General features: G+C 68.5%; 17 protein-coding genes. 9 read left to right on the forward strand and 8 right to left on the reverse strand.

Translation table 11 applies throughout. The features are described 5' to 3' along the window. The 9 genes from LLH23_12845 to LLH23_12885 all read left to right on the forward strand — a co-directional run. Positions 1–791: gamma-glutamyl-gamma-aminobutyrate hydrolase family protein (locus LLH23_12845; protein MCE5239362.1), on the forward strand; the 791-nt coding region annotated here is incomplete at its 5' end. A 100-nt stretch (positions 792–891) separates the two neighbouring features. Continuing rightward, positions 892–2,160 carry an MFS transporter gene (locus tag LLH23_12850; protein MCE5239363.1) on the forward strand — a complete coding sequence of 423 codons (1,269 nt, stop codon included), beginning with the start codon at positions 892–894 and terminating at the stop codon, positions 2,158–2,160. Between the two features lie 80 nt (positions 2,161–2,240). Further along, on the forward strand, positions 2,241–3,512 hold the full coding sequence (locus tag LLH23_12855; protein MCE5239364.1) for a hypothetical protein: 1,272 nt from the start codon (positions 2,241–2,243) through the stop codon (positions 3,510–3,512). Between the two features lie 22 nt (positions 3,513–3,534). After that, positions 3,535–4,833: a hypothetical protein gene (locus tag LLH23_12860; protein MCE5239365.1), complete on the forward strand. Its 1,299-nt coding sequence runs from the start codon at positions 3,535–3,537 to the stop codon at positions 4,831–4,833. A 295-nt stretch (positions 4,834–5,128) separates the two neighbouring features. Beyond that, complete coding sequence (locus LLH23_12865; GenBank protein ID MCE5239366.1) at positions 5,129–7,864, forward strand: right-handed parallel beta-helix repeat-containing protein; 2,736 nt, start codon at positions 5,129–5,131, stop codon at positions 7,862–7,864. A 71-nt stretch (positions 7,865–7,935) separates the two neighbouring features. Then, positions 7,936–8,985 (forward strand): uroporphyrinogen decarboxylase family protein, encoded by a 1,050-nt coding sequence (locus LLH23_12870; protein ID MCE5239367.1) that lies wholly within the window; start codon positions 7,936–7,938, stop codon positions 8,983–8,985. A gap of 20 nt (positions 8,986–9,005) precedes the next feature. Further along, positions 9,006–11,012 (forward strand): hypothetical protein, encoded by a 2,007-nt coding sequence (locus tag LLH23_12875; protein MCE5239368.1) that lies wholly within the window; start codon positions 9,006–9,008, stop codon positions 11,010–11,012. Between the two features lie 32 nt (positions 11,013–11,044). Next, a complete protein-coding gene (locus LLH23_12880) occupies positions 11,045–12,247 on the forward strand; it encodes a hypothetical protein (GenBank protein MCE5239369.1) in 1,203 nt (400 codons plus the stop codon). Positions 12,248–12,262: 15 nt separating this feature from the next. After that, positions 12,263–13,681: an FAD-dependent oxidoreductase gene (locus LLH23_12885; protein MCE5239370.1), complete on the forward strand. Its 1,419-nt coding sequence runs from the start codon at positions 12,263–12,265 to the stop codon at positions 13,679–13,681. A 24-nt stretch (positions 13,682–13,705) separates the two neighbouring features. Here LLH23_12885 and LLH23_12890 read toward each other — a convergent pair whose 3' ends face one another. The 8 genes from LLH23_12890 to LLH23_12925 all read right to left on the reverse strand — a co-directional run. Continuing rightward, on the reverse strand, positions 13,706–14,758 hold the full coding sequence (locus LLH23_12890) for a YchF family ATPase (GenBank protein ID MCE5239371.1): 1,053 nt from the start codon (positions 14,756–14,758) through the stop codon (positions 13,706–13,708). A 72-nt stretch (positions 14,759–14,830) separates the two neighbouring features. Further along, on the reverse strand, positions 14,831–15,472 hold the full coding sequence (locus LLH23_12895) for a threonylcarbamoyl-AMP synthase (GenBank protein ID MCE5239372.1): 642 nt from the start codon (positions 15,470–15,472) through the stop codon (positions 14,831–14,833). Further along, positions 15,462–16,325 (reverse strand): peptide chain release factor N(5)-glutamine methyltransferase, encoded by an 864-nt coding sequence (locus LLH23_12900; GenBank protein ID MCE5239373.1) that lies wholly within the window; start codon positions 16,323–16,325, stop codon positions 15,462–15,464. The genes LLH23_12895 and LLH23_12900 overlap by 11 nt, the downstream gene beginning before the upstream one ends. Continuing rightward, entirely contained in the window at positions 16,322–17,398 is a 1,077-nt protein-coding gene (gene prfA, locus LLH23_12905) for a peptide chain release factor 1 (GenBank protein ID MCE5239374.1), read from the reverse strand. The genes LLH23_12900 and prfA overlap by 4 nt, the downstream gene beginning before the upstream one ends. A gap of 12 nt (positions 17,399–17,410) precedes the next feature. Next, positions 17,411–18,451 (reverse strand): DUF1385 domain-containing protein, encoded by a 1,041-nt coding sequence (locus LLH23_12910; GenBank protein ID MCE5239375.1) that lies wholly within the window; start codon positions 18,449–18,451, stop codon positions 17,411–17,413. Positions 18,452–18,531: 80 nt separating this feature from the next. After that, on the reverse strand, positions 18,532–18,750 hold the full coding sequence (gene rpmE / locus LLH23_12915) for a 50S ribosomal protein L31 (protein ID MCE5239376.1): 219 nt from the start codon (positions 18,748–18,750) through the stop codon (positions 18,532–18,534). A 136-nt stretch (positions 18,751–18,886) separates the two neighbouring features. Beyond that, a complete protein-coding gene (locus LLH23_12920; GenBank protein MCE5239377.1) occupies positions 18,887–19,444 on the reverse strand; it encodes a hypothetical protein in 558 nt (185 codons plus the stop codon). A 120-nt stretch (positions 19,445–19,564) separates the two neighbouring features. Then, positions 19,565–21,960 (reverse strand): efflux RND transporter periplasmic adaptor subunit (locus LLH23_12925; GenBank protein MCE5239378.1); only part of this gene is annotated, 2,396 nt, incomplete at its 5' end.

The raw sequence follows: 21,960 nt of genomic DNA on the forward strand, positions 1-21,960 counted from the left end.
CCGTTACTGGGACCGCGGGCTTCCAGCCCGCATGTCTGTCGGTAACGGCCATCGCGGGCTGGAAGCCCGCGGTCCCAGTCACGACACGACAGGAGAATCCCATGATCGTCATCGTCAGCATGGCCGAGCTGGAGGCGTACAACAACAGCGACGGGAGCACGGGGCAGAAGCGGAAGTTCGAGCAGCTCACCGGCGCGCCGGCGACCAACATCCACTTCTCGCAGGCCACGCCGGAGTACATCGCCCGGCTGGGCGCGCAGGCCGTGTTCATCTGCGGCTTCGGTTACGGCTGGGACCAGGTGCCCGTGAAGAACTTGCACGGCATCAGCGACTTCCTGCACGCGACGGAGATCCCCGTCTATGCCGCCTGTGGCGGGCACCAGCTCATGGGCTTTGTCTTCAACGAGAACCTGCGGAAGGTGAAGCAACTGCAGGACTTGCCGATGCGCAGGCTGCGCGCCGACGAGCCGGACTACGGCTACAGCGCCCGCGTCGCCGGGCACTACACCGCGACGGGCTTCCAGGTGGTAGACATCGTCAAACGCGACCCGATCTTCGCGGGCCTGCGCAAGCGCATCCGCGTCCGTGAGGCGCACTACTGCGAAGTGAAGAAGCTGCCGCCGGGCTTCGAGCTTCTGGCAACTTCGCCCGAGTGCCAGATCGAGATGATGAAGCACACCGAGCGGCCGCTGTACGGCGCGCAGTTCCACGCCGAGAGCTGGCAGGAGCCGTACCTGGACGGGCGGCAGGTCATGACGAACTTCTTCAAGATCGCTGGACTGATGTCGTAGTAGCCACAGCAGCGCGTGGGGCGGCGTGTCCCCACGCCGCCATGTGCGAGGATGCGCGCGTGAGGACACGCGCGCCCACGCGCCTGCGGGAGATCCCACTTTGCCCGACAACCACCAGGCCGAGCAGTCATCCCGCACCCAGATCGCCCTGCTGTGCGGGTCGTTCTTCTTTCTCTTCATGGGCGTGGCGGCCGTTCAGCAGTTCCTGGTCCCGGTCCTGTCGGCGCGCACGGGCATCGAGAAGACCGCGGCCTCGTCCATCTTCGCCCTCGTGTACTTCAGCGGCCCCCTGTGGCTGGCGCTGTATGCCTACTACTTCAGCGTGTTGCGGGAGAAGTGGTGCATCGTCCTGTCGGGCTGCACGTACACGCTGTTCGGCGTGCTGATCTACTTCGCGCACGACTACCGGCTCGCCATCCTCGCCGCCTTGCTCTGGGGCTGGGGCGGAGAGACGCTGTGGGCCACCGGGCCGGCGCAGGTGCTGAACGTCACCGACCCGAAGCGCCGGGGCAGCATCTCGGGCCTCTTCCAGAGCGCCACGTACTCGGGGCAGATGCTGGGAGTGATCCTGTTCGGGTGGATCCTGGCCCACGTGGGCCGGGACATCCTGGACCGGCCAATGGGCGGTTCTGGAAGTCCCGCCGCACACGCTCCCGATGTCATGCTCCTCGTCGCCGTGGGCATCAGCCTTATCGGGAACGTCCTGTCGCTGTTCCTGCGCGTGAAGCCCAAGGAGGCGGCGCCGCCTCGGCTGGGGGATGCGCTGATGGCCCTGCGCCGGACCGCGGGGCGCTACCTCGTGTTGCTCTCCGTGGCCAACTACCTCGGCTGGGGGCTGGTGCTGACCAGCTTCACCATCCTGATTGTGGACAAGCACCAACTAGACAAGCTCAGCTGGATCATCCTGCCCTACTACATCGGCCGACTGGTCGTGGCGTGGCTCGCGGGACACACGTCGGACAAGGTGGGCCGCGAGCGGGTGATGCTGGCGGGCTTCGTGCTCGGGGCGGTCAGCCTGGCGGCTGTCGCGCTGTGCACGTCCGAGTGGGTCATCGGCGCCGCCGCCCTCGTGCTGGGGATGCAGGCGGCAATGGTCAGCGTCGCCATGACCGCCGCCGTGGGCGACTACATCAAGCCCGAGGAGCGGCACCTCGTGTTCGCCGGGACGAACGCCTGGGGGTATCTGACCGCCGGCACAACGATGATCCTCTCGCCGCTGCTGAAGGACCTGCTCGGGGGCAGCTTCACCCCCTCGTTTCTGCTCTTTGCGGTCTTCTACGGCGGCTGCGCCGCGGTGGCTGCCAACATGCGGGCGCGGTTGCGGCGGGAGAGGGAAGACGGCCAGCCGCTGCCCGCACCCGGCGGCTAGACAAATCCGCCCCGTCCGGACGCACTAGAGAGGCAGAGCACGATGCAAGCAAGCCGTGACGTGCCTCCGGAGGTGCAACTGTGCGCAAGACGTTCCTGATGCTGGCGATCCTGTCTGTGAGCGCCGCGGCAGCCCAGCCGCAAGCCAAGCCCTGGGAAGCCTGGCAGCCCCCGGAAGTCGTCCTCCCGAACCCCAACGCCTTCGACGTGTACCTGAAGGCCTTCGAACTCAAGGCGCAGCTCGACAAGCAGTTCCCGCGCGGGGAACTTGCCCCCCCGGCGGCCGTCCCCGGCGCTCCGCCGCCCCCGCCCGGCGCGGCCGCGATGGCGGACCCCTGGGGCGAGGGTCCGGCCGACATGCCTGCCCCCGACCGCGTGCTGCTGTATGGCGAGGTCCTCAAGGCCGTGCGTGAGGCCCTGCCGCTGGAGTGCGGCATTGAGCCACCGGAGGGGCCGGAGACGCTGCTGCCGCATTTCCAGAGCTTCCGTGGAGTCGCGCGCCTGTTCGCCATGGAGGCCGAGACCCGACGGCTGAATGACGACTACGCCGGCGCCGCTGCCAGCGCCCTGGACTGCCTGGAGATGGCGCAGGACGCCAAGAGCCAGAACATCGTGATCTCCTACCTCGTCGGGGTCGCCTGCGAGGCCATCGGCCTGGCTTCTCTGGATCAGACGCTGCCGGGCTTGAAGGCGGACGAAGCCAAGGCTGCCCTGGTGCGGCTGCAAGGCATCATCGCCAAGCGCCCGCCGCTGGCGGGCGCACTCACCGGCGAGGAGATGTGGGGTCGCCAGTGCTTCAAGCGCTTCCTGCCGGACCGCGAGCAGGTGCGGCAGTTCATGGTGCAGCAGATGGAGAAGCGGGTGACTGAAGAAGAGCTGACGCAGATCATCGCGCGCCTGCCGCAGACCTGGCAGAACATGGGTAGCTACTACGATCGCCTGCGCCGCAACGCCGCCCTGCCATACCCGCAGCGTGACAGGAATCTGGCCCCGCCGCAGGACCCGCTGGCGGACTGGCTGCTGCCCAACCTCGCTCTGGTGCTGTTTCGCCAGACCGTCAGCGACACACGTCTGAACCTGCACGTGCTCGCGCTCGCGGCGCAGGCCTACCGCGCTGAGCATGGCGCCTTCCCGGCGAGCCCGACCGACCTCGTCCCCGGCATCACTGCGCAGGTTCCGACCGACCCCTTCACAGGTGGACCGCTGTCGTCCGTGACGGCGGAGGACAGACTGAAGCTCTACAGCTTCGGCCCCGACGGCGTGGACAACCACGGCGCCGACGCCGGCAAAGTCGTGGCGGCCGAGACAAAGGGAGATGTGGTCGTGGAGTTGAATGTAAGCCCCAGACGCTGATCTCTCAGCCCTGGAGCACTCCATGTCCCAGCGCAAGATCGTTCTCATCGGCGCCGGCAGCGCCAGCTTCACGGTCGGCCTCGTGGCTGACCTGCTCATCTCGAATATCGCCGACGAGTGGACCGTCGGCCTGGTAGACATCAATGACGAGGCCCTGGCCGTGGCGCAGGGCCTCGTCGAGCGCATGGTCGAGCGCAAGCAGGCGCCGGTCACGGTCGAGGCCTCGACCGACCGCCGCGACATCCTGCCCGGCGCCGACATTGTCGTCACAACCATCGCCGTTGGCGGCCGGCCCGGCTGGGAAGCAGACATCGTGGTGCCGCGGCAGCACGGCATCTTCCAGCCGGTGGGCGACACGATCGGCGCGGGTGGCATATCGCGCGCGCTGCGCCAGATTCCGCCGATGGTGGACATCGGCCGCGACATCGCCCGGCTGTGCCCGCAGGCCTTCTTCTTCAACTACGCCAACCCCATGGCGTGTATCACCCGGGCGGTGAACAAGGCCACCCCTGTCAGCCTGGTGGGCCTCTGCCACGGCGTGCAGGGCACCCTCAGGCACCTGTGCAGCTTCATTGACGTCCCCTACAGCGAGATCAGCAGCCTCTACTGCGGCGTGAACCACCTGACGTTCATCACGTACTTCACGCGCGGCGGGGAGAGCCTGTGGCCGCTGGTGGATGCGAAGCTGGACCAAACCCCGCCCGAGGACAACCTGTTCGCCTGGGAGCTATACCGTACCCACGGCGCCTTCCCGGCGGTGCTCGACCGGCACATCACGGAGTTCTACTCGCCGCGCTTCTCCTCAGGCGCGTACTACGGCAAGCAACTCGGCGTGGACGTGATGGACATCCTGAACGTCATCCATGGTGGCGATGACCGCTACGCGAAGATGCAGGCCCAGGCAGAGGGGCGCGAGCCGCTGGAGGACAGCCTCTTCCAGCGCGCCCTGGGGGAGCACGAGGCGCTCATCCCGATCCTGGAGTCGGTCTTCGCGGACCGCCAGCAGCTCTTCCCGATGAACGTGCCGAACCAGACCGTGCCGCAGATTCCCCCCGACTTCGTGCTGGAGATACCAACCTGCGCCACGCGCTCCGGCTGCGTGCCCATCGCGCTGCCGCCCCTGCGCCCCGCGCTGGCGGCCACGATCACCCGTGCTCTGTACGGTGTGGAGATCACCGTCGAGGCCGCGCTGACCGGCGACCGGCAGACGTTCGTCGAGGCGCTGCTGTATGACGGTTGTGTGCTGGAGCAGGCCAGGGCCGAGGCGTTGGCCGACGACCTGCTGGCGGCACACAGGGCACATCTGCCACAGTTTGCCTGAGGTCGCGTCAGTGTTCTGCCGGCTCCCGCCCACGGCTACGTACGGTGGCCCCTTGGGGGCGAGGGGCGGCGTGGGGATGGGTGGTGCCGTGTTCCGTGGGCTCCCGCCCACGGCTACGTACGGCGGCCCCTTCGGGGCGTGGACGATGCGAGGTCGTTGCCGTCGGCCGTTCGGCGCCGAAGGCGCCCGCGTTTGTAGCTGTGGGCGGCAGCCCACGGTTCGGGTCCCGTCCGTACCGCTCGGCGCGCCCCGCAGGGGCCGCCGGGTCGTTGCAGGTACTTCCAGGAGGCGACCGATGGGTGCTATCCGCTGGGCATTGATCTCCGTCATGGGTGTACTGCTGCTCTCCGGGCTGGCGATGGCAGGAAAGGAGCCGGGCATGAACCTCTACGTCGCTGCGAGCGGCAAGGACACGAACTCCGGGACGAAGGCGAAGCCCTACGCGACCCTCGCCCGCGCCCGGGACGCGATCCGTGACCTGAAGAAGGCGGGCACGCTGCCGACCGGAGGCGTCACCGTGATCGTGGGTGACGGCATCTACGAGTTGGCGGCCCCCGTGCCGTTCGCCACCGAGGACTCCGGCACCGAGGCCTGCCCCATCACGTACCGCGCTGAGCACAACGGCGCCGTGCGGCTTGTCGGTGGGCGGATTGTCCCTGGCTGGAAGAAGGTGTCCGACCCGGCGGTCCTGGCGCGGCTGAACCCGGCAGCGCAGGGCAAGGTCCAGCAGGCCGACCTGAAGGCGCTGGGCCTGACCGACCTGCAGGGGATCAACAGCGCCGGGACATACCGCTCCGACCCGGGCCTGGAGGTTTTCTTCCAGGACCAGCCGATGACGCTGGCCCGCTATCCGAATGAGGGGTACATGCACATCCAGAGCGCCCTGGATGCCGAGGGCAAGCCGAAGCCGGCGAACGCCATCGTCACAACGCCGGGGCCGAAGTTCATCTGCGACGACCCGCGCCCGGCACAGTGGGCCGACGAGCCCGAGGTGTGGCTGCACGGCTTCTGGACCTACGACTGGGCCGACTCGCGCATCCCCATGGGGGCGGTGGACCCCGCCACCAACACGATCTCGCTCGGCAAGGGCAACGCCGCGTACGGCATCCGCACCGGGCAGTGGTTCTACGCCGAGAATGTCCTGCGGGAACTGGACCGGCCCGGTGAATGGTACCTCGACCGCGCCAGTGGGATCCTGTACTTCTGGCCGACCGCCTCGCTGTCGAAGGGCCGCGTGATGGTGTCGGTCGTCCGCGACATGGTGCAGCTCAAGGACGTGGCGCACGTCACCTTCCGCGGCTTCCTGGTCGAGGCCGGGCGGGGGCACGGGTTCGTCATCAACGGGGGCAGCAATGTCCGCGTGGTGGCCTGCACGATCCGCAACATGGGCAACTGGGCCGTGCAGGTGCATGGCGGCACGAGGCACACCGTGGTCGGGTGTGACATCTACGGGACGGGCCAGGGCGGCATCTACCTCGAGGGCGGCGACCGCAAGAGCCTCATCCCCGCCGGGCACTATGCCGACAACAACCACATCCACCATACCTCGCGCTGGGACCCGGTGTACCAGCAGGCCATCGCTCTGCGCGGGGTCGGCAACAGCGCTACCCACAACCTGATTGACAACGTCCCGCACATCGCCATCGGCTTCGCCGACAATGACATGACCATCGAGTACAACGAGATCCATAGCTCGGTGTACCAATCCAACGACGCCGGGGCGATCTACACCTCGCCGCCGGACGAGACCTGGTCCATGCGCGGGCAGAAGATCCGCTACAACTACCTGCACAACATCCACGGCTTCTTGAGCAAAGGCTGCATGGGTGTGTACCTCGATGACTGCTTCTCCTCGGCGGACATCAGCCACAACATCTTCTACGACGTGCACCGGGCGATCCTCATCGGCGGCGGGCGCGACAACCTCATCACCAACAACATGTTCATCAACTGCGCGCTGGCCTTCAGCATTGACGCGCGCGGTCTTGGCTGGGCCAAGGGCGTCGGCACCTTCGCCACCAAGGAGCTACTGGACCTGAAGTACAAGGAGCCGCCGTGGTCCACGCATTACCCCGAGTTGCTGGGCATCCTCGAGGACGAGCCGCTGGCCCCCAAGGGGAACGTCGTGGAGCGGAACATCTGCTGGGGCGGCCCGTGGGGCACCACCGAGGCGCGAGTGCGCGACCTGGTGAAGGTCGAAGACAACCTCATTGACGTGGACCCGCTATTCGTCAGCAAGCCCCCGGCCAGTTTCGCGCTCAAGCGCGAGTCGCCGGCCCGGAAGATCGGCTTCCGCTCGATCCCCTTCAGCCGCATCGGGGTGTACGAGAGCCCCGACCGCGCCTCGTGGCCAGTGACTTCCACGCTGCGCCAGGACGCGCCGCCGCCTCCGCCGAAGCCGAAGCCCGTGCGCCAGGCCGGCGCGGCGCCGCTCTTCAATGTGCCCCGCGTGGCCGGCACGATCACCATTGACGGCGCCCTGAAGCCAGAGGAGTGGTTCGGCCTCGACCCCGCGAAGGGCGTGATGGTGCAAGAAGGCTTCGCGGGCGAGAAGGTTGCCTTCCCGACCAAGGCCTGGCTGGCCTGGGATGACGAGGCCCTGTACATCGCCTTCGACAACGCGGTGCCCAAGAACGTCCCGATGGTCCGCGAGGCCACGTGGGGCGGCAGCGACGCCATCGAGGTGGCGCTGAGCAACCCGGCGCAGGGCGCGAAGGCCCCGATCATCGTGCTGCGCGGCTACACGAACGGGACACTGGAGTCCAGTGAGGAAGCCGGGGCCCCGTCGGCGGTCGCCAAGAAGGCGGCGCAGGGCGTGCAGTACAAGGCCACAGTCATTGACAATGGCCGGTGGGTGGCTGAGATGCGCGTGCCCTTCGCCTCGCTGGGTGTCAGCCCGAACGCCGACACGCGCTTCCCGCTCAACCTGTCGGTGCGGAAGCAGGGCGACGACCAGTGGGTCGAGTGGCGCAGCACGGGCAACTGCACCTGGGAAGTGTCGCAGGCCGGGCTCATCAGGTTTGTGCGTTGACGTTGGAGCGCGGACTTTCCAGTCCGCGCATTGCCTAGCGGGCTGGAAAGCCCGCGGTCCAGGGAACACCAATGACCTCCAAAGAACGCTTCATGGCCGCCCTGAACTTCGAGACACCTGACCGTGTGCCGATGCTCGGGGGCTTCTGGGCCGAGTGGGTCGCGATGTGGCGGCGCGAGAAAGGCCTGCCGGACGACGCCAACGTGGATGACGCCTACCAGGTGGATGACTGCATTGTGGTGGGCGACGAGACGCCGTATCCGACCCGCGCACGGGAGCTCAAGCGCGAGGGGGAGTTCATCTACAGCCTGGACGGCTGGGGCCAGACAAAGCGCACACGGCAGTCGGCCAGCTACTTCTACGAGCAGCTCGAATTCGCGTACGACGACGCAGGGAACCTCAGATACGGTGACTTCGACCCGGTGGACTTGCCCCAGCGCTGGGCCGGGTATGACGCGCATATCGAGCGCCTCAAGGAGCGCTACTGCGTCTTTGCCAAGACCGGCGGGCCGTTCATCCGAACGTACTTCATGCGCGGCGAAGTGCCGTTCCTGATGGACATGGCCGCCGACCCCGCCTTCGCCGCCGAGATCGTGATGCGCACCGCCCACCACCTCACGGCCATCGGATTGGAGGAACTGCGGCGCTGGGACCTGTACGACACCGGCGTGTGGATCTTCGACGACATGGCCTCCGCACAGAGCCCCATGTTCTCGCCCCGGGCCGCCGAACAGATCCTCATGCCCGCATGGGCGCACATGGTCAGCGCCTTCAAGGCGGCCGGTGCGGCCAAGGTCTGCCTGCACAGCGATGGCAACATCATGCCGGTGCTGGACCTGCTCGTGGACTGCGGCTTCGATGGCATCAACCCGGTGGAGTACCGCGCGGGGTTGGACGCGGTGAAGCTGCGGGCCAAGTACCCGAAGCTGGCGTTGCTCGGCGGGCTGGACAATGTCCACATCCTGCGCGACGGCACGCCCGAGCAGATCCGTGAGCACACCAGGTACATCCTCTCAGCCGCGCCGGGCCTGGCGCTCGGCACGCACTCGGTCGGCCCGGACATCCCGGTGCGCAACTGGGACATCATGTTCGAGACGTGGCAGGAGTTCGGCCACAACTGACGCGACGTCGGAGGGACGCCATGCGGCACGTTCTGTTCTGCCTGCTGATCGTGCTGGCGGTGGGGGTCGCGCACACCGAGGTGACGCCGGTCGTCACCTTCGACCAGGCGCCCGTCGGCACTGCCCCAGACGGGTGGAAGCTGCGTGGCTCGAACGGCTATGCCTCGAAGATGGCGGTGGCGGAGTGCGAGGTCGAGGGGCGGACGCGTCGCTGCCTGGAGGTTGAGTACAACTTCGAGGCGGAACGCAACCCGCACGGTCTGAACCCGGGCGCGAAGACGGTGGTCATCGGCGCGTGGCTGAGGCTGCCGGAGAACACGCGGCGGCTGCGCGTGACGCTCGAAGGCGACGGCGCGGATCACGGCCTGGTCGTCGGCGTGGGGGAGGCGGCGGAGTGGTTCAACTTCCCGGCCGGCACGGTGGACTGGCGCGGCTGGCAGATCGCCGAGGTGGACCTGGGCGGCCAGTACCGCGACAACGGCGGTCGCGGCGCGAATGGCCGTCTCGACCCGCCGCTGTATCTGGCGAGCGTGAACCTGCTGCAGAACCCGCAAGGGCCCGCGCGGGGGACCGTGCGCCTGTTGGGTGTGGAGGCCGTGACGGGCGCGCCAACACCGGTGGACGACCTGCGGATCATGCTGTGGGACAGCGCGGCGACCGGCGTCGTCAGCACCGATGCGGTCGCGCAGGCGACGCTGCGGATCGCCAACCCGAGCGCGCAGGATGTGAGCGGCACTGTCGCCTGGAAGATCACCTCGCCGGACGGGTACAAGACCGACGGTGCCAGGGACTGCGCCGTGGGGGGCGGGAAGATCGAGCACCTCCCGCTGACCGGCCTGCCGGAGCGCTGCTCGTACTATGCTGTGGACGTGCGCTTCACCGCCGGCGAGGCGCGCCAGGACAAGCGCCTCAGTTGCGTCGTCGCCCCGCCCGTGAAGGCCTCGGCACGGCTCCGGTACGGCCTGGGCGTGTTCGGCGCGAAGCCGAGCCTCGACAGCCGATGGCTCCAGCCGCTACGTGGCCTGGGGGCCGACTGCACGGTTATCTCCTGGGCCACAGCGAAGCCGACCGACACAGCGGACGGCGGCGGCCTGGACGAAATGGTGTATGAGGCCAGCCGCCTGGGGCTGCAGCCTGTGGGTTGCGTGGGACTGACGGCCAACGACCTGAGCGCCGCCGTGGCGGCCCTGCCTGCCCTGCAGCAACTGGCGACGCGCTATCGCGACCACATCACGCTGTGGTCGTGCCCGTGGCTCGATGATCCCGACCAGATGGGCCAACTGGCGAAGCTGGTGGCGCCCGATTTGCGCCAGCGGCTCGGCCATCCGGTGGCGGTGCTGCCGACAGCGGCGGCGAACCCGTGCCTGTGGGGCGCGATGCCCGACCTTCTTGCGGACGCCGCCGGCGTCTTCTGCGACACGCTGGAGATGAACGTGGGCGCGCCGGCCGAGTGGCCCCCCGCCCGGCTGACCGCCGTGGCGCACGAAGCCTACGGGGGGCGCATGATGCAATGGGGCGGGATCGTCAACCGCGATCCTGGCTTCACCGGCAATGCTCAGCCGTCCGTCGCCGAGCGGCAGGAACGCGACGCGCGGGGGCTGGCGGTCACGCTGCTGGAGTGGTCAGCCGCGGCGCCGTCGGGCGACACGCTGCTGTGTCCGGTGGTCAATGCGCCGCTGTCAGTAGCGGGCCACGAGAGCCGCCTGTTCAGCGAATGGAGCCATCCGCTGCCGGCCGCGGCGGCGTTCGCGACGATCGCTCATCTGCTCGGCAACGCGACCCCCGGAGCCTCGGAGACCAGGGGTGACTATCGCGTGCAACGGTTCGCCACTCCCGACGGGCCAGTCGTTGCCGTGTGGCCCGAGAAGCCTGAGCCGCAGCCGCTGACAGTGCGAGTGAAGGCAACGGGTCGCACCTGGCGCATTCACTATCTCGGGGCGCGGGAGGCCCTGCCGCCGGGCGAGACTGCGGTGGCGCTTGGACGTGAACCCGTGTACCTCCAGGGCGAGTGCGAGACTGCGCCCTGACCGCCATTCGGTCGCACGAAAGGAACGCCAGCATGCTTGAGCGCCTCGCGTGGGTAGCCATCGCCGTACTCGTCCTCACCTCCTCGGCCGTTGCGCAAGTGAAGTGGCAGATCGGCAAGCCCATCGTCACGTACTACGCCGGGCCCGACATGACCGACGCCACCGCGCAGCAGATGGCCGCAGGCAACTTCAACGTCGTGTGGTGCAGCGAGAAGCAACTCGACACCGTGCACAAGCACGGCCTGCGGGGGATGCTGCGAGACGGCCTGCTGAACCCCGCGGTGCTCGAGGATGCCGGCAAACGCGCGCAACTGGACGCACTCATCGAGCGCGTGAAGGGCCACCCGGCACTGTACTCGTACTACCTGATTGACGAGCCCAACGCCTCGCGTTTCCCGGAGTTCGGGAAGCTGGTCGCGTACCTGCGCGAAAAGGACCCGGCCCGTATGGCCTACATCAACCTCTTCCCGACATACGCGAGCAACGAGCAACTCGGCAACAAGGGCGATGTCGTCACGGCGTACCGGGAGCACCTGCAGCAGTTCGTGGACATCGTGAAGCCGGACCTCATCAGCTACGACCACTACCACTTCACGGCCAATGGCGACAGCAAGCAGTACTTCCTGAACCTGGGCCTCATCCGTGAGGCAGCGTTGCGGGCGGGGGTGCCCTTCCTGAACATCGTCCAGGCCTGTAGCTGGCACCCGTCCATGCGCATCCCGCACACGAACGAGGTGCGCTGGCTGGTGAACACCTCGCTGGCGTATGGGGCGCAGGGCATCTCATACTACGTGTACGCCCATCCCGGCCACCTGGGCGCCCTGGCCACACTGGACGGACAGCCCACGCCGCTGTACTACGGTCTCAAGAGCGTGAACCACGACTTTGCGGCGATGGCGGCCGAGCTGCAGCCGCTGACCTCGCTGGGCGCCTACCACGCGAACGTGGCGGAGCTGCCTCTGGGCGCCACGGCTCTGCCGGCGAACGCTCCGCTGCGCGTAGGCGCGGACGTCGCAGACGCGCCCCTCCTCATCGGTGCCTTCGGCCCGCGGGGCGGCGCGGCGACACACTTCGTCGTTGTGAACCTCGACTATGGCAAGCCCCTGCAGACGTCGCTCACTGCTGACGCTCCGCTGACGGGCCTCAACCCGGCCACCGGCCGCTGGTCGGCCCTGCGCGGCCCGAAGCTCCGCCTGGAAGCGGGTGGGGCGAAGCTGCTCCGAATCGCAAGGTAGGAAGGGAAGCTAACGATGGTGCTCCGTCCCGTGCAGTTCCCCGTGCAGGGCTATCTGCCGTGCTCGAACGAGGCAGTCGTGCGTGAGCCGGCGCGTGATCTGCCGGTGGTTGCCGACGTGGATGTGTGCGTCCTGGGCGGGGGGATGACCGGCGTGTGCGCCGCTGTGGCCGCTGCCCGCGCCGGGGCCTCGGCGCTGCTGGTGGAGCACTACGGCTTCCTCGGCGGCATGGCCACCTCCTCGATGGTGCTCATCTGGCACAGCCTCTATGGCATGGACCGGAAGACGAAGGTAATCGGCGGTCTGCCCGACGAGATCATCGCGCGTCTGCGAGCGATGGAGGGCATCTACAACGCGAGTGAGGGCGACACCGCGCACTGGGTCGTTGACGCCGACAAGACGCGCTTCGTGCTGGATGACTTCGTGCTTGCCGATGGGGTGAAGCTGCTGCTGCACAGCCGCCTGGCCGGGGTGGTCCGCGATGGCCGGCGCATCACGGCGGCGTTGGTGGAGACCAAGAGCGGGCGCGGGGCGATCCGTGCGCAGACGTACATTGACTGCACCGGCGACGCCGACCTGATCCGCTTCGCCGGCGGGCAGACCGAGGTGGGGGACAGGGACGGGGGATGCCAGGCCCCCTCGCTGTGCTTCCGCCTGCGCCACGTGGACCAGTCACAGACCGGCCTGGACACCGTACAGGCGAAGCTCTACGCGCTGACGATGGACTACAACGGCGGCAAGTACCCGCCGCTGCTGTGGGGCGTGCGCTGGCCCGGCTGTGGGGATGTCATGCTCGCCGGCACGCGGGTGCTGAACATCAACTCCGCCGACGCGCTGAGCCTCACCCGCGCCGAGATCGAGGGCCGCTACCAGTTGCGGTGGTTCCTGCGTGAGACACGCAAGTTCCCCGGCTGGGAGCAGGCGGAGTTGGTGGCGATGGGGGTGCAGATCGGCCTGCGCGAGAGCCACCGCATCCTCGCCGAGCACCAACTACAGCGCGAAGAGGTGCTCGATGGTGTGCGCTTCCCGGACGCGATCGGGCAGGGCACATACCCGGTGGACATACACAACCCCTCCGGACCGGGCATCGTCTTCGAGCAACTCGACGGCCTCCGCCGCGAGGTCAAGGGCGACCGCACGATGCTCCAGGACCGCTGGGACGGCGCCGCACCCGACGCTCCGACGCGCGACACGCTGTGCTACCAGATCCCGTATCGGAGCCTGATCCCGCTGGACTTCGACAACGTGCTCGTCGGGGGACGCTGCTGCGGGGCGACGCACGAGGCGGCCGGCGCCATTCGTGTGATGATCAACTGCATGCAGACCGGCCAGGCCGCCGGTGTGGCGGCGGTACTGAGCACCGGCGATGTGCGTGGGGTAGAGGTCGGGGCGTTGCAGGGGAGGCTGCGGGAGTTGGGGATGCCGCTGCTGTAGGGCGGGAGGGGTCAGCCCCCGCCCCTACCGGCTAAACCGGATGTCCAGGACATCCCCATCCTTGACGATGTACTCCTTGCCCTCCAGCCGCACCAGCCCATGCTTGCGGCATTCGGTCAGCGAGCCGTACTGGTCCAGGTCGGTGAACGCCACGGTCTCGGCGCGGATGAACCCGTTCTGCAGGTCGGTGTGGATCTTGCCGGCCGCCTCGGGGGCCGTCGCTCCCTGGTGCACCGGCCAGGCATGGACTTCCTTCTCCCCGGCCGTCAGGAACGTCACCAGGTGCAGCAGGTCGTACGCCGCGCGAATGAAGCGATCGCGCGCCGAGGCCTCGAGGCCGTAGTCGGCCAGGAAGTCGACCTGCTCCTCGGGTGGGAGTTGCGCGATCTCGATCTCCAGCGCAGCGCAGAAGTTCAGGTGCGGCAGGCCTAGCTCATCCGCAAGCTGGACAGCCCCGGCGGCCTTCCCGCCCTGCAGATCGTCCTCGCCGACGTTGCACGCCACCAGCAGCGGCAGCGCCGTGACCAGCGTCATGCCCGACAGCAGCTTCTGCTGGTCGGGCGTCAGCCCCATCTCGATGACCGGCTTGCCGGCGCTGAGCGCGGCGTGCAGTTTCTCGAGCAGATGCGCCTCGTTGCTCCCGCGGTCCTTTTTGGCGCCTTCGGCGATGCGGTCCAGCCGTCGGCCCACGATGTCCAGGTCGGCCATCGTGAGTTCGAGCAGCAGCGTCTCCAGGTCCCCGCGGGCGTCGAGGGGCGAACCCGTGTGGTCGAGGTCGCCGAAGCACTGCAGCACGATGGCGAAGGCATCGGCCTCCTGCGCCAGGCGCGACAGGTGCTTCTGGACCTGCTGGCCGCCGCCGCCACTCTCGATGGGGTCGGTGTCCACCAGCATGATCTCGGCGTATGTGATCTTGGGGGGATTGTAGATCTCTGCCAACCGCAACAGGCGCGGCTCGGGCACCTGGACCGCGCCGACGCGCTCACCGGCGCCGGAGGGTTGCGGCGGTAGCCCCGTGAGGGCCGCGAAACATGAACTCTTGCCACTGCCCGGCAGGCCAATCAAGCCGATCTTCATGGGGTCCTCCTCAACACCGTGGTGGGGGTCACGGACGTCGGCGCGCCTTCGTGCTGGCGTGCGTGGGAGCGGTCACCGACCGCGACGCAGCACGGCCTGGATGTCCTCTTCGCTCACCGGCCCAACCCGCAGCACCGCCGGCGGTTGCACCGTCAAGTCCACCACCGTGGACGCCTCTCCGCCCGGGCACGGCCCGCCGTCCACGATGAGGGCCACCGCCTCCCGCAGCGCGGACGACAGCGCGGACACACTCGTCGCGGGCGCTTCACCGGCCAGATTGGCGCTGGTGGCGACCACGGGAAGGCCGCAGGCCGCCAGGATGGCGCGCGTGAGCGGCAGGTCGGGCACACGCACACCCACCGTGTCCCGCCCGCCCGTCACCAGGGGTGACACTTGCGGCAGCCTGGGGAGCACCAACGTCACAGGCCCGGGCATGTATGCGGTGGCCAGTTGCTGCGCCTCGACAGTGACCCGCGCTACCTGCGACAGCATTGCCGGGTGCGGCAGAACGATCGGGAGCGCCTTGTCCGACGCACGGCCCTTGGCCTCGGTGAGCCGTTGCAGCGCCGCCTCGTCGTCGGCGCGGCAGGCGAGGCCGTAGACCGTCTCGGTAGGCAGGATGACGAGCTTCCCTGCGATCAGGGCCTGCGCCGCCACAGCCACAGCGTGCGGGTCCGGATCCAGGGGATCGCTGAGCAGCACCTCAGCGGACATGGAGGATCACCACGCGCTCGATGCCGGAGAGGTCGGGCAGGATCTCGACCTCACCGAAGGGCGCGAACATGTCGGCGACATCGGTCTCCTGGGCATAGCCGACCTCGACGCCGAGCAGGCGGAGGTGGGGCAGGCGGCCGATCTGGTCGGTGAGCACCCGGTAGCCTTCCAGCCCGTCGCGCGCGGGCGAGGTGACCGCTACCCGCGGCTCGGCGTGGACTTCGGGGTCGAGCATTCCCATCTCATTGGGGCGGACATACGGCGGGTTGCACACGAGCACGCCGACGCGGTCCGCCAGCCCGGACGCGAACACGGGCTCCAAGTACGAGCCCGCCAGGAGCGTCACGCGCTCTGCGAGGCCGAGGAAGCGCGCGTTCTCTCCGGCCAGCTCCACTGCGGGCTCCGAGATGTCCGTGAGAACGACGCGCAGGCCGGGCGTGCGGGACGCGAGAGCCAGGCCGATGCCGCCGGCGCCGCAGCCGATGTCGGCCAGCAGCTCCGTCGGCTCCAGGCCGACTTGCGGCAGGCGCTCCAGCACGGCCTCGACCAGCAACTCCGTCTCATGGCGCGGAACCAGCGCCCGGTCATCCGTGCGCAAGTCCAGGCCGGCGAAGTACGTGGTGCGGGTGACATAGCGGAGGGGCATGCGGCCCTGGCGCAGGTGCAGCAACTCGCGGATGAGACGCTCCTCGGACGGGGCCAACGGGTCGCGCAGCTTCAGGAGCACGTCATTGGGCCGCAGGTCCAGCACGTGCGCCATAAGGACCCGCGCATCGTGGTCGGCCTCATTCACACCGGCCGCCGCTAACGAAGCGGCGCCCTCCTTGTAGAGCGCGCCGATGGTGGTGGTCATTGCGCAAGCTCCTGGAGCTTGCGTTGACGCTCGTCTTCCGCAAGCGCTTCGAGTAGTTCCCCGATCTCCCCGGCCAGCAGCACCGGCAAGTTGTGCAGCGTCAGGTTGATGCGGTGGTCGGTCAGGCGATCCTGGGGGAAGTTGTAGGTCCGGATCTTCTCGCTGCGGTCGCCGCTCTTGACTTGCTCCTTGCGCGTCTTCGCCAGTTCGGCCGCCTGCTGCTGCATCCGCATGTCATACAGCCGGGCGCGCAGCAGGCGTAGCGCCCGCTCCTTGTTCTGCCCCTGCGAACGCTGGTCGGAGCAGGCCACCGTCAGCCCCGTAGGCCTGTGGGTGACGCGCACGGCCGTCTCGTTCTTCTGCATGTGCTGGCCGCCGGGGCCGCCGGCGCGGAAGTTCTCGAACTCCAGCTCGCTCGGGTCCAGCTCGACGTCCACTTCCTCGACCTCGGGCAACACCGCGACCGTGGCGGCGGAGGTGTGGATGCGGCCCTGCGACTCGGTAACGGGCACGCGCTGCACGCGGTGGACACCGCTCTCGTGCCGGAGGGTCCCGTAGGCGCCGCGCCCGCGGATCTCCAGCACGGCCTCCTTGTAGCCGCCCATCTCGCCCAGCGTCGCGTCGGCGAGCTCTGTCTGCCAGCCGCGCAGCTCCGCGAGCTTCAGGTACATGTTCAGCAGGTCGCCCGCGAAGAGCGCCGCCTCCTCGCCGCCGGTGCCCGCGCGGATCTCCAGGACGGCGTTCTTGTCGTCCATGGGGTCCTTGGGCAGGAGCATCTTGAGCAGCTCGTGCTCCAGGTGCGCCACCTTCTCGGCGGCTTCCTGGCCGGAGGCTTCGAGGAACTCGCGCATCTCGGCGTCCTCGGTTTCGGTCAGCAGTGCCTCGGCCTCGGTCTGGTCGGTCTGCGCCTGCTTGTACTCGCGGTAGGCGCGCACGAGCGGCGCCAACTCGGAGTGGCGGACGGATAGATCGCGGAAGCGGTTCTGATCGCTGAGCACGGTCGGATCACTGAGCTGTTGCTCCAGCTCAGACAGCTCCTTGACCATGCCGGCGAAGGTGATGTCGAAATCCATGGTGGGTCGTGCCTATTCGGCGGCGGCGACAGCCGTCGCGGGTGACTCCGGGGACAGCTTTCCGTCCATCGCGGCGCCCAGGGGCGCCGGGAAGCCATCGGGCAGCGGGACCTCGGGCGCCACGGTGGACAGGGCGTAGATGGCGACGCGGATCTGCTCCTCGCTCGGGTGACGAGTCGTGAGCCGCTGCATGAGCAGGCCTGGCTGTGCCATGGCCCGCGACAGGAGCGAAGTGCGGTGCCGCCCGCCGTAGCGGATGATCTCATACGCGATGGCCGCCACGATCGGGATCATCAGGATGCGCAGCAGCATGAGTTGCCACATCACGTCCGGGTACGGCAGTACCGCCCCGACGAGGATCTTCACGACGATGAAGACCAGCAGGAAAGCCGTGCCGCAGCGCGGATGCAACGGGCTGTAGCGCCGGCAGTTCTCCAGCGTCACCGGCTCGCCGGCCTCGTAGCAGTTGATCGTCGCGTGCTCGGCCCCGTGGTACTGGAACAGTCGCCGGATGTCGGACATGGCCGAGATGCTGGCGATGTAGCCCAGGATGATGCAGAGCCGCACGACGCCCTCGATCAGGTTCTTGACCAGGTCGCTGGGGTCGTGCAGCAGCAGCTTCACCAGCGCCGCCGGCAGGAGGATGAAGAGCCCCAGGCCGATCAGCATGGACGGCAGCAACGCCAGCCAGATCGCCCACCCCATGTCCGACTGCTTCTTGGGCGGCTTCTGGTGCTTGCCCTCGGCCTCGGCCTGTGCGGCCTCCTTCTCGGCGGCCTCGCGGTCCAGTTGCTGCTGCTCCTCCACGAGCACGTTGAAGGAGAAGATGAGCGACCGGAGCCCGAGCATGAGCGTGTCCACGAGCGCCACGTTGCCGCGCACCAGCGGCCACTTCGCCCAGCGGTGCTTGTGGGTAAAGTCGAGGATCCGCTGGGATATGACACCGATGGTGCCATCCTTGCGCTGGACCGCGGCGCCCCACGAATCGGTGCCGCGCATCATGACGCCTTCCATGATGGCCTGCCCGCCGTAGAAGTGCTTTTCCTCAGCCATGTCCTGACCTGTCGCGGGTGTTGCGAACAATGGCCCAGGCCGCGAGGGCCTGGGCCACCAGTGTGCGAGGACGAGGGCCGCTACTTGTTCTGGTAGCGGTCCTGCAGCTTGTAGCGCTTGATGAACCGCTCGACGCGTCCCTCGGTGTCCACGATCTTCTGGGCGCCGGTGTAGAACGGGTGGCACTTGCTGCAGATTTCCACGCGGAGCGTGGGTTTGACCGAGCGCGTGGCAAAGGTCTCGCCGCAGGCGCAAGTCACCTGGCACTCCTGGTAGTTCGGGTGGATGCCTTCCTTCATGAGTCTTCTCTCCTGGCTGCTATCTCAACGGGTTCCCGTGTGTTCGCTGACGGCAAACAGGCTAAAAGTATATCACGTTCTGCGCCGGTCAGCAATGCCTGAAACGGCTGTCCATGAGACGGCTGTCCGCACACCCCTACCAGATAGCGATCTGCGCCCAGGGGATGCGGCTGAGGGTGCCGGGGCCGGTCCAGCAGCCACCGGCGCAATGCGGCACCCACACATCGAAGTTGGCGTTCTCGCCCCGCGCCCGGCAACCGCTGTTCACGTGGACGGCACCGCCGCGGTCGCAGACCTTCTGCAGGCCGTCGCTGGCAAGCCAGACGAGGGCGTGCATGGGGATGTTGCGCGAGGCGGCGCAGATGCCCTCGCGCACCGGGCTGCCATCGGCGCAGGTCGTACCCGAGCAGGACGGGCAGTAGGTGGTGCGGCGCGCGACGCCCTGCACGGTGATCTTGTGATCCAGGACCACCCGGTAGGCGTCCAGCTTCCACTCCGGGGTGTCGGGCCATTCGTTGAGTGCGAGCGCACGGTACGCGATCCGCTGCAGCGGGTCGTCTGGGATCGTCGTCGGCAGGTTCGTCATGGGGAGGGTAGTCCGTGAGCCGGCCACCGGCGCAAGTGGCGCCGGTGGGGCCTCCGGGCCGCCTGCCAGCGGCAGGGCGGCCATCATGGTCATCAGTACGTACTGCATGTCTTGCTCCTTTGTTTGCTCTAGCAGTTGTTCCTTGAGGTGATCCCGAGGGGACGCACCCTGGAAAAGCACAAGCCGCCCGTCATGCGGGCGGCCTGCAGTCAGGCAGCCTGCGGCGCGCTAACGCGCGGCCGAAGGCTTGCGGGTGTTAATGGCGACAGACTTGGCGCCTTGGGGCTTTACGTCCTTAGGGGTCGGGCGGTAGAACGCCACGTAGCCGCCCGTCAGCTCGGTTGTGCCGAGAGTGCCACTGAGGTTCGACAGGAGCATCAGCTTGCCGCCCTGGTTGACGGCCACGCCGATGTGCTGCGAGTGTCGCGAACCGTATGTGAACGGCCAGACGAGAATGTCGCCCGGTCGTGCCAGACCGTCCTTGCGCGGAAGATAGCCGCGTTCCGGCAGGCGCTTGAGCCACTGCGCGGCGTCGCCCAGGCCCCAGCCGAGCGCTTCGCGCATGGTCCCGGCGCACATGTTGGGAATGTGGTCCACACTGGCGGTGGCCATGCGCTCGACCGCACGGGACACTTCCTGATCGCGCGGGTACGTCAGGACCAGGTTGCCGAAGATGCCGGTCTGCATCCCGGCGGTGAAGCTGTTCCGCCACTCCCGCAGGCGGGCCAGGCGGGCAGCGTTCTCAGGGCTGCTGTGGGCGGTTGCGGTCTCCCCGCTCATCTCGCCCATGCGAACCACGCCCACATACTCGTTGTCCTTGATGTCCTGGGCCCGGTCCCGCGCCGGACCGACTTCAGGCGGGACGAGCGGCAGGAGGTCATACACGCCGCGGGGACCGACCGGGCCCACCGGGGCCTCCTCCGTCGCCGGGGCCATCGCCTCGGCTGAGTCGTCGTCCACCAGCGGCGCGGCCAGGGCCAGCCACTGGAGTGAAGCGTAGGTATCGTCAGGGCAATAGCCCTCGCGGGCTGTGACGACCATCTCGACCCGTGCCAGGCCGCTCTTGGCCTCCGGCTGAATGTCGTTGACCCACCCCTCCAGCGTAACGCCCGGGTAGCTGTCAAAGCCGATGGTCACGGGCGCGCCGCGGCGGAACTTGGCGATGTCCTTGCCGGACACGTCGCTGTAGACACGGGCGAACTCGCGGTTGGCGATAGCCAGGAGGGGCTGTCCGGGCTGCACCTGCGCTCCCGGCGGCACAAGCTGTCGGACCACGAGGCCCTCGCTCGGCGCGGCCTGATCCACCCAGCGTGGGGCAGCCAGCCGCTTGACTTCGGCCGGGACCGAGGGGACTTCGGGAGCGCCCACGAGGCGACTGCCGATCGGGCGAGCCAGGCGCGGCAGGCGGCGCAACTCCGGGCGCCGCGGCTGGGTCGGCTCAGGGAAGGCTTCCTGTACGCGGGCTGCGCGAGGCGCCGCGCGCCGCACGACGCGGCGCGGGGCAGGGGCTGCGGCCGGCTGCGAGGGCTGCAGGGAGGCGCGCCGGGGCTGTGGCTCGACGTCCTCGGCCTCGTTGTCCGAGGCATCCCGGCGGTCGGCGACCTCCTGGTCGAGTTGACTCTGCAGGGCCGCCAGTCGCTGGAGCGCCGTCTCACGGGCCTGGGTCGTCTCCGCGCGCCGGCGCTCGACGCTGTGTTGCTCGTCTTCGAGTTCCTGCGCCTTCTTCTGCGCGGCCAGGTACACGTTGCGCGCCAGCACGCCCTGGTTGTAGAGGCGCTCGCGCGAAGCGGCATCATCGTGTGCCTGCTTCACATCGTCCCGTAGACGCGCCAGTTGCCCCTCCAGCTCGGCGAGAGCGTCATTGAGTTCCCCGACGCGGGCGCGGGCAGCAGTGATGTCGGACGTGGTGCGGGTGATGCGGCTGACATCGGGCGACCTGAACGACCGGGAGGCCGGTGTCTCAGCGGCAGGGGCTGCGGGGGCCAGCCCGGCGCTGGGTGCCAAGGTCGCGCGCGTCTCAGGCGTGAGCTGTGCCCGCGCCTGGGCGGGAGCCAGTGTGGCCGGAGCCGCCGCAGGCAGCGCTGGTTGCGCCGCCGGGCGGATCCCCAGCAGGCGCTGCAGCACGGTCGGGCGCGGGAAGTTAGCCGGCGGCAGCGGCGGGAGACCCGCCTGCCGCGGCGCAATCACAAAGGGGCTGGTGGCGAAGCGTGCCATCACGCTCTCGCCGATCCGCAGGTCCGACAGAATGCTCAGGTCATACAGCCGCAGCAGCGGCTGTCCCATGCGCGTGAGACCGGTCGGGTCGTACAGGTACTCCACAATGCCGGGCGTCTGGGCGCGCACGATATAGAGGGCGCTGTGGCGCATGGCGCTACGGGCGTCCACGACACCCTCGCCGATCCGCACCCGGCCCACGGGCATCCGCGCCATGCTCTGCGGCGGCGGCAGCGGCACCAGCGCCGTGCTGGGCTTCGCCGAAGGCTTGGGTGTCTGGGCGGGCCGTGTCGCCGGGGTCGGGTTGCCCCAGGCCTGCGGGAGAGCTTCCACGAGGGGATTGGACGGTACCGCCGCCGTCGCCGCGCCGGTGTCGGGCCGGGCAGGGGCAGCAGGCCGCGGCGTGGCTC

Source organism: bacterium (assembly GCA_021372615.1).
GTDB lineage: Bacteria > Armatimonadota > Zipacnadia > Zipacnadales > UBA11051 > JAJFUB01.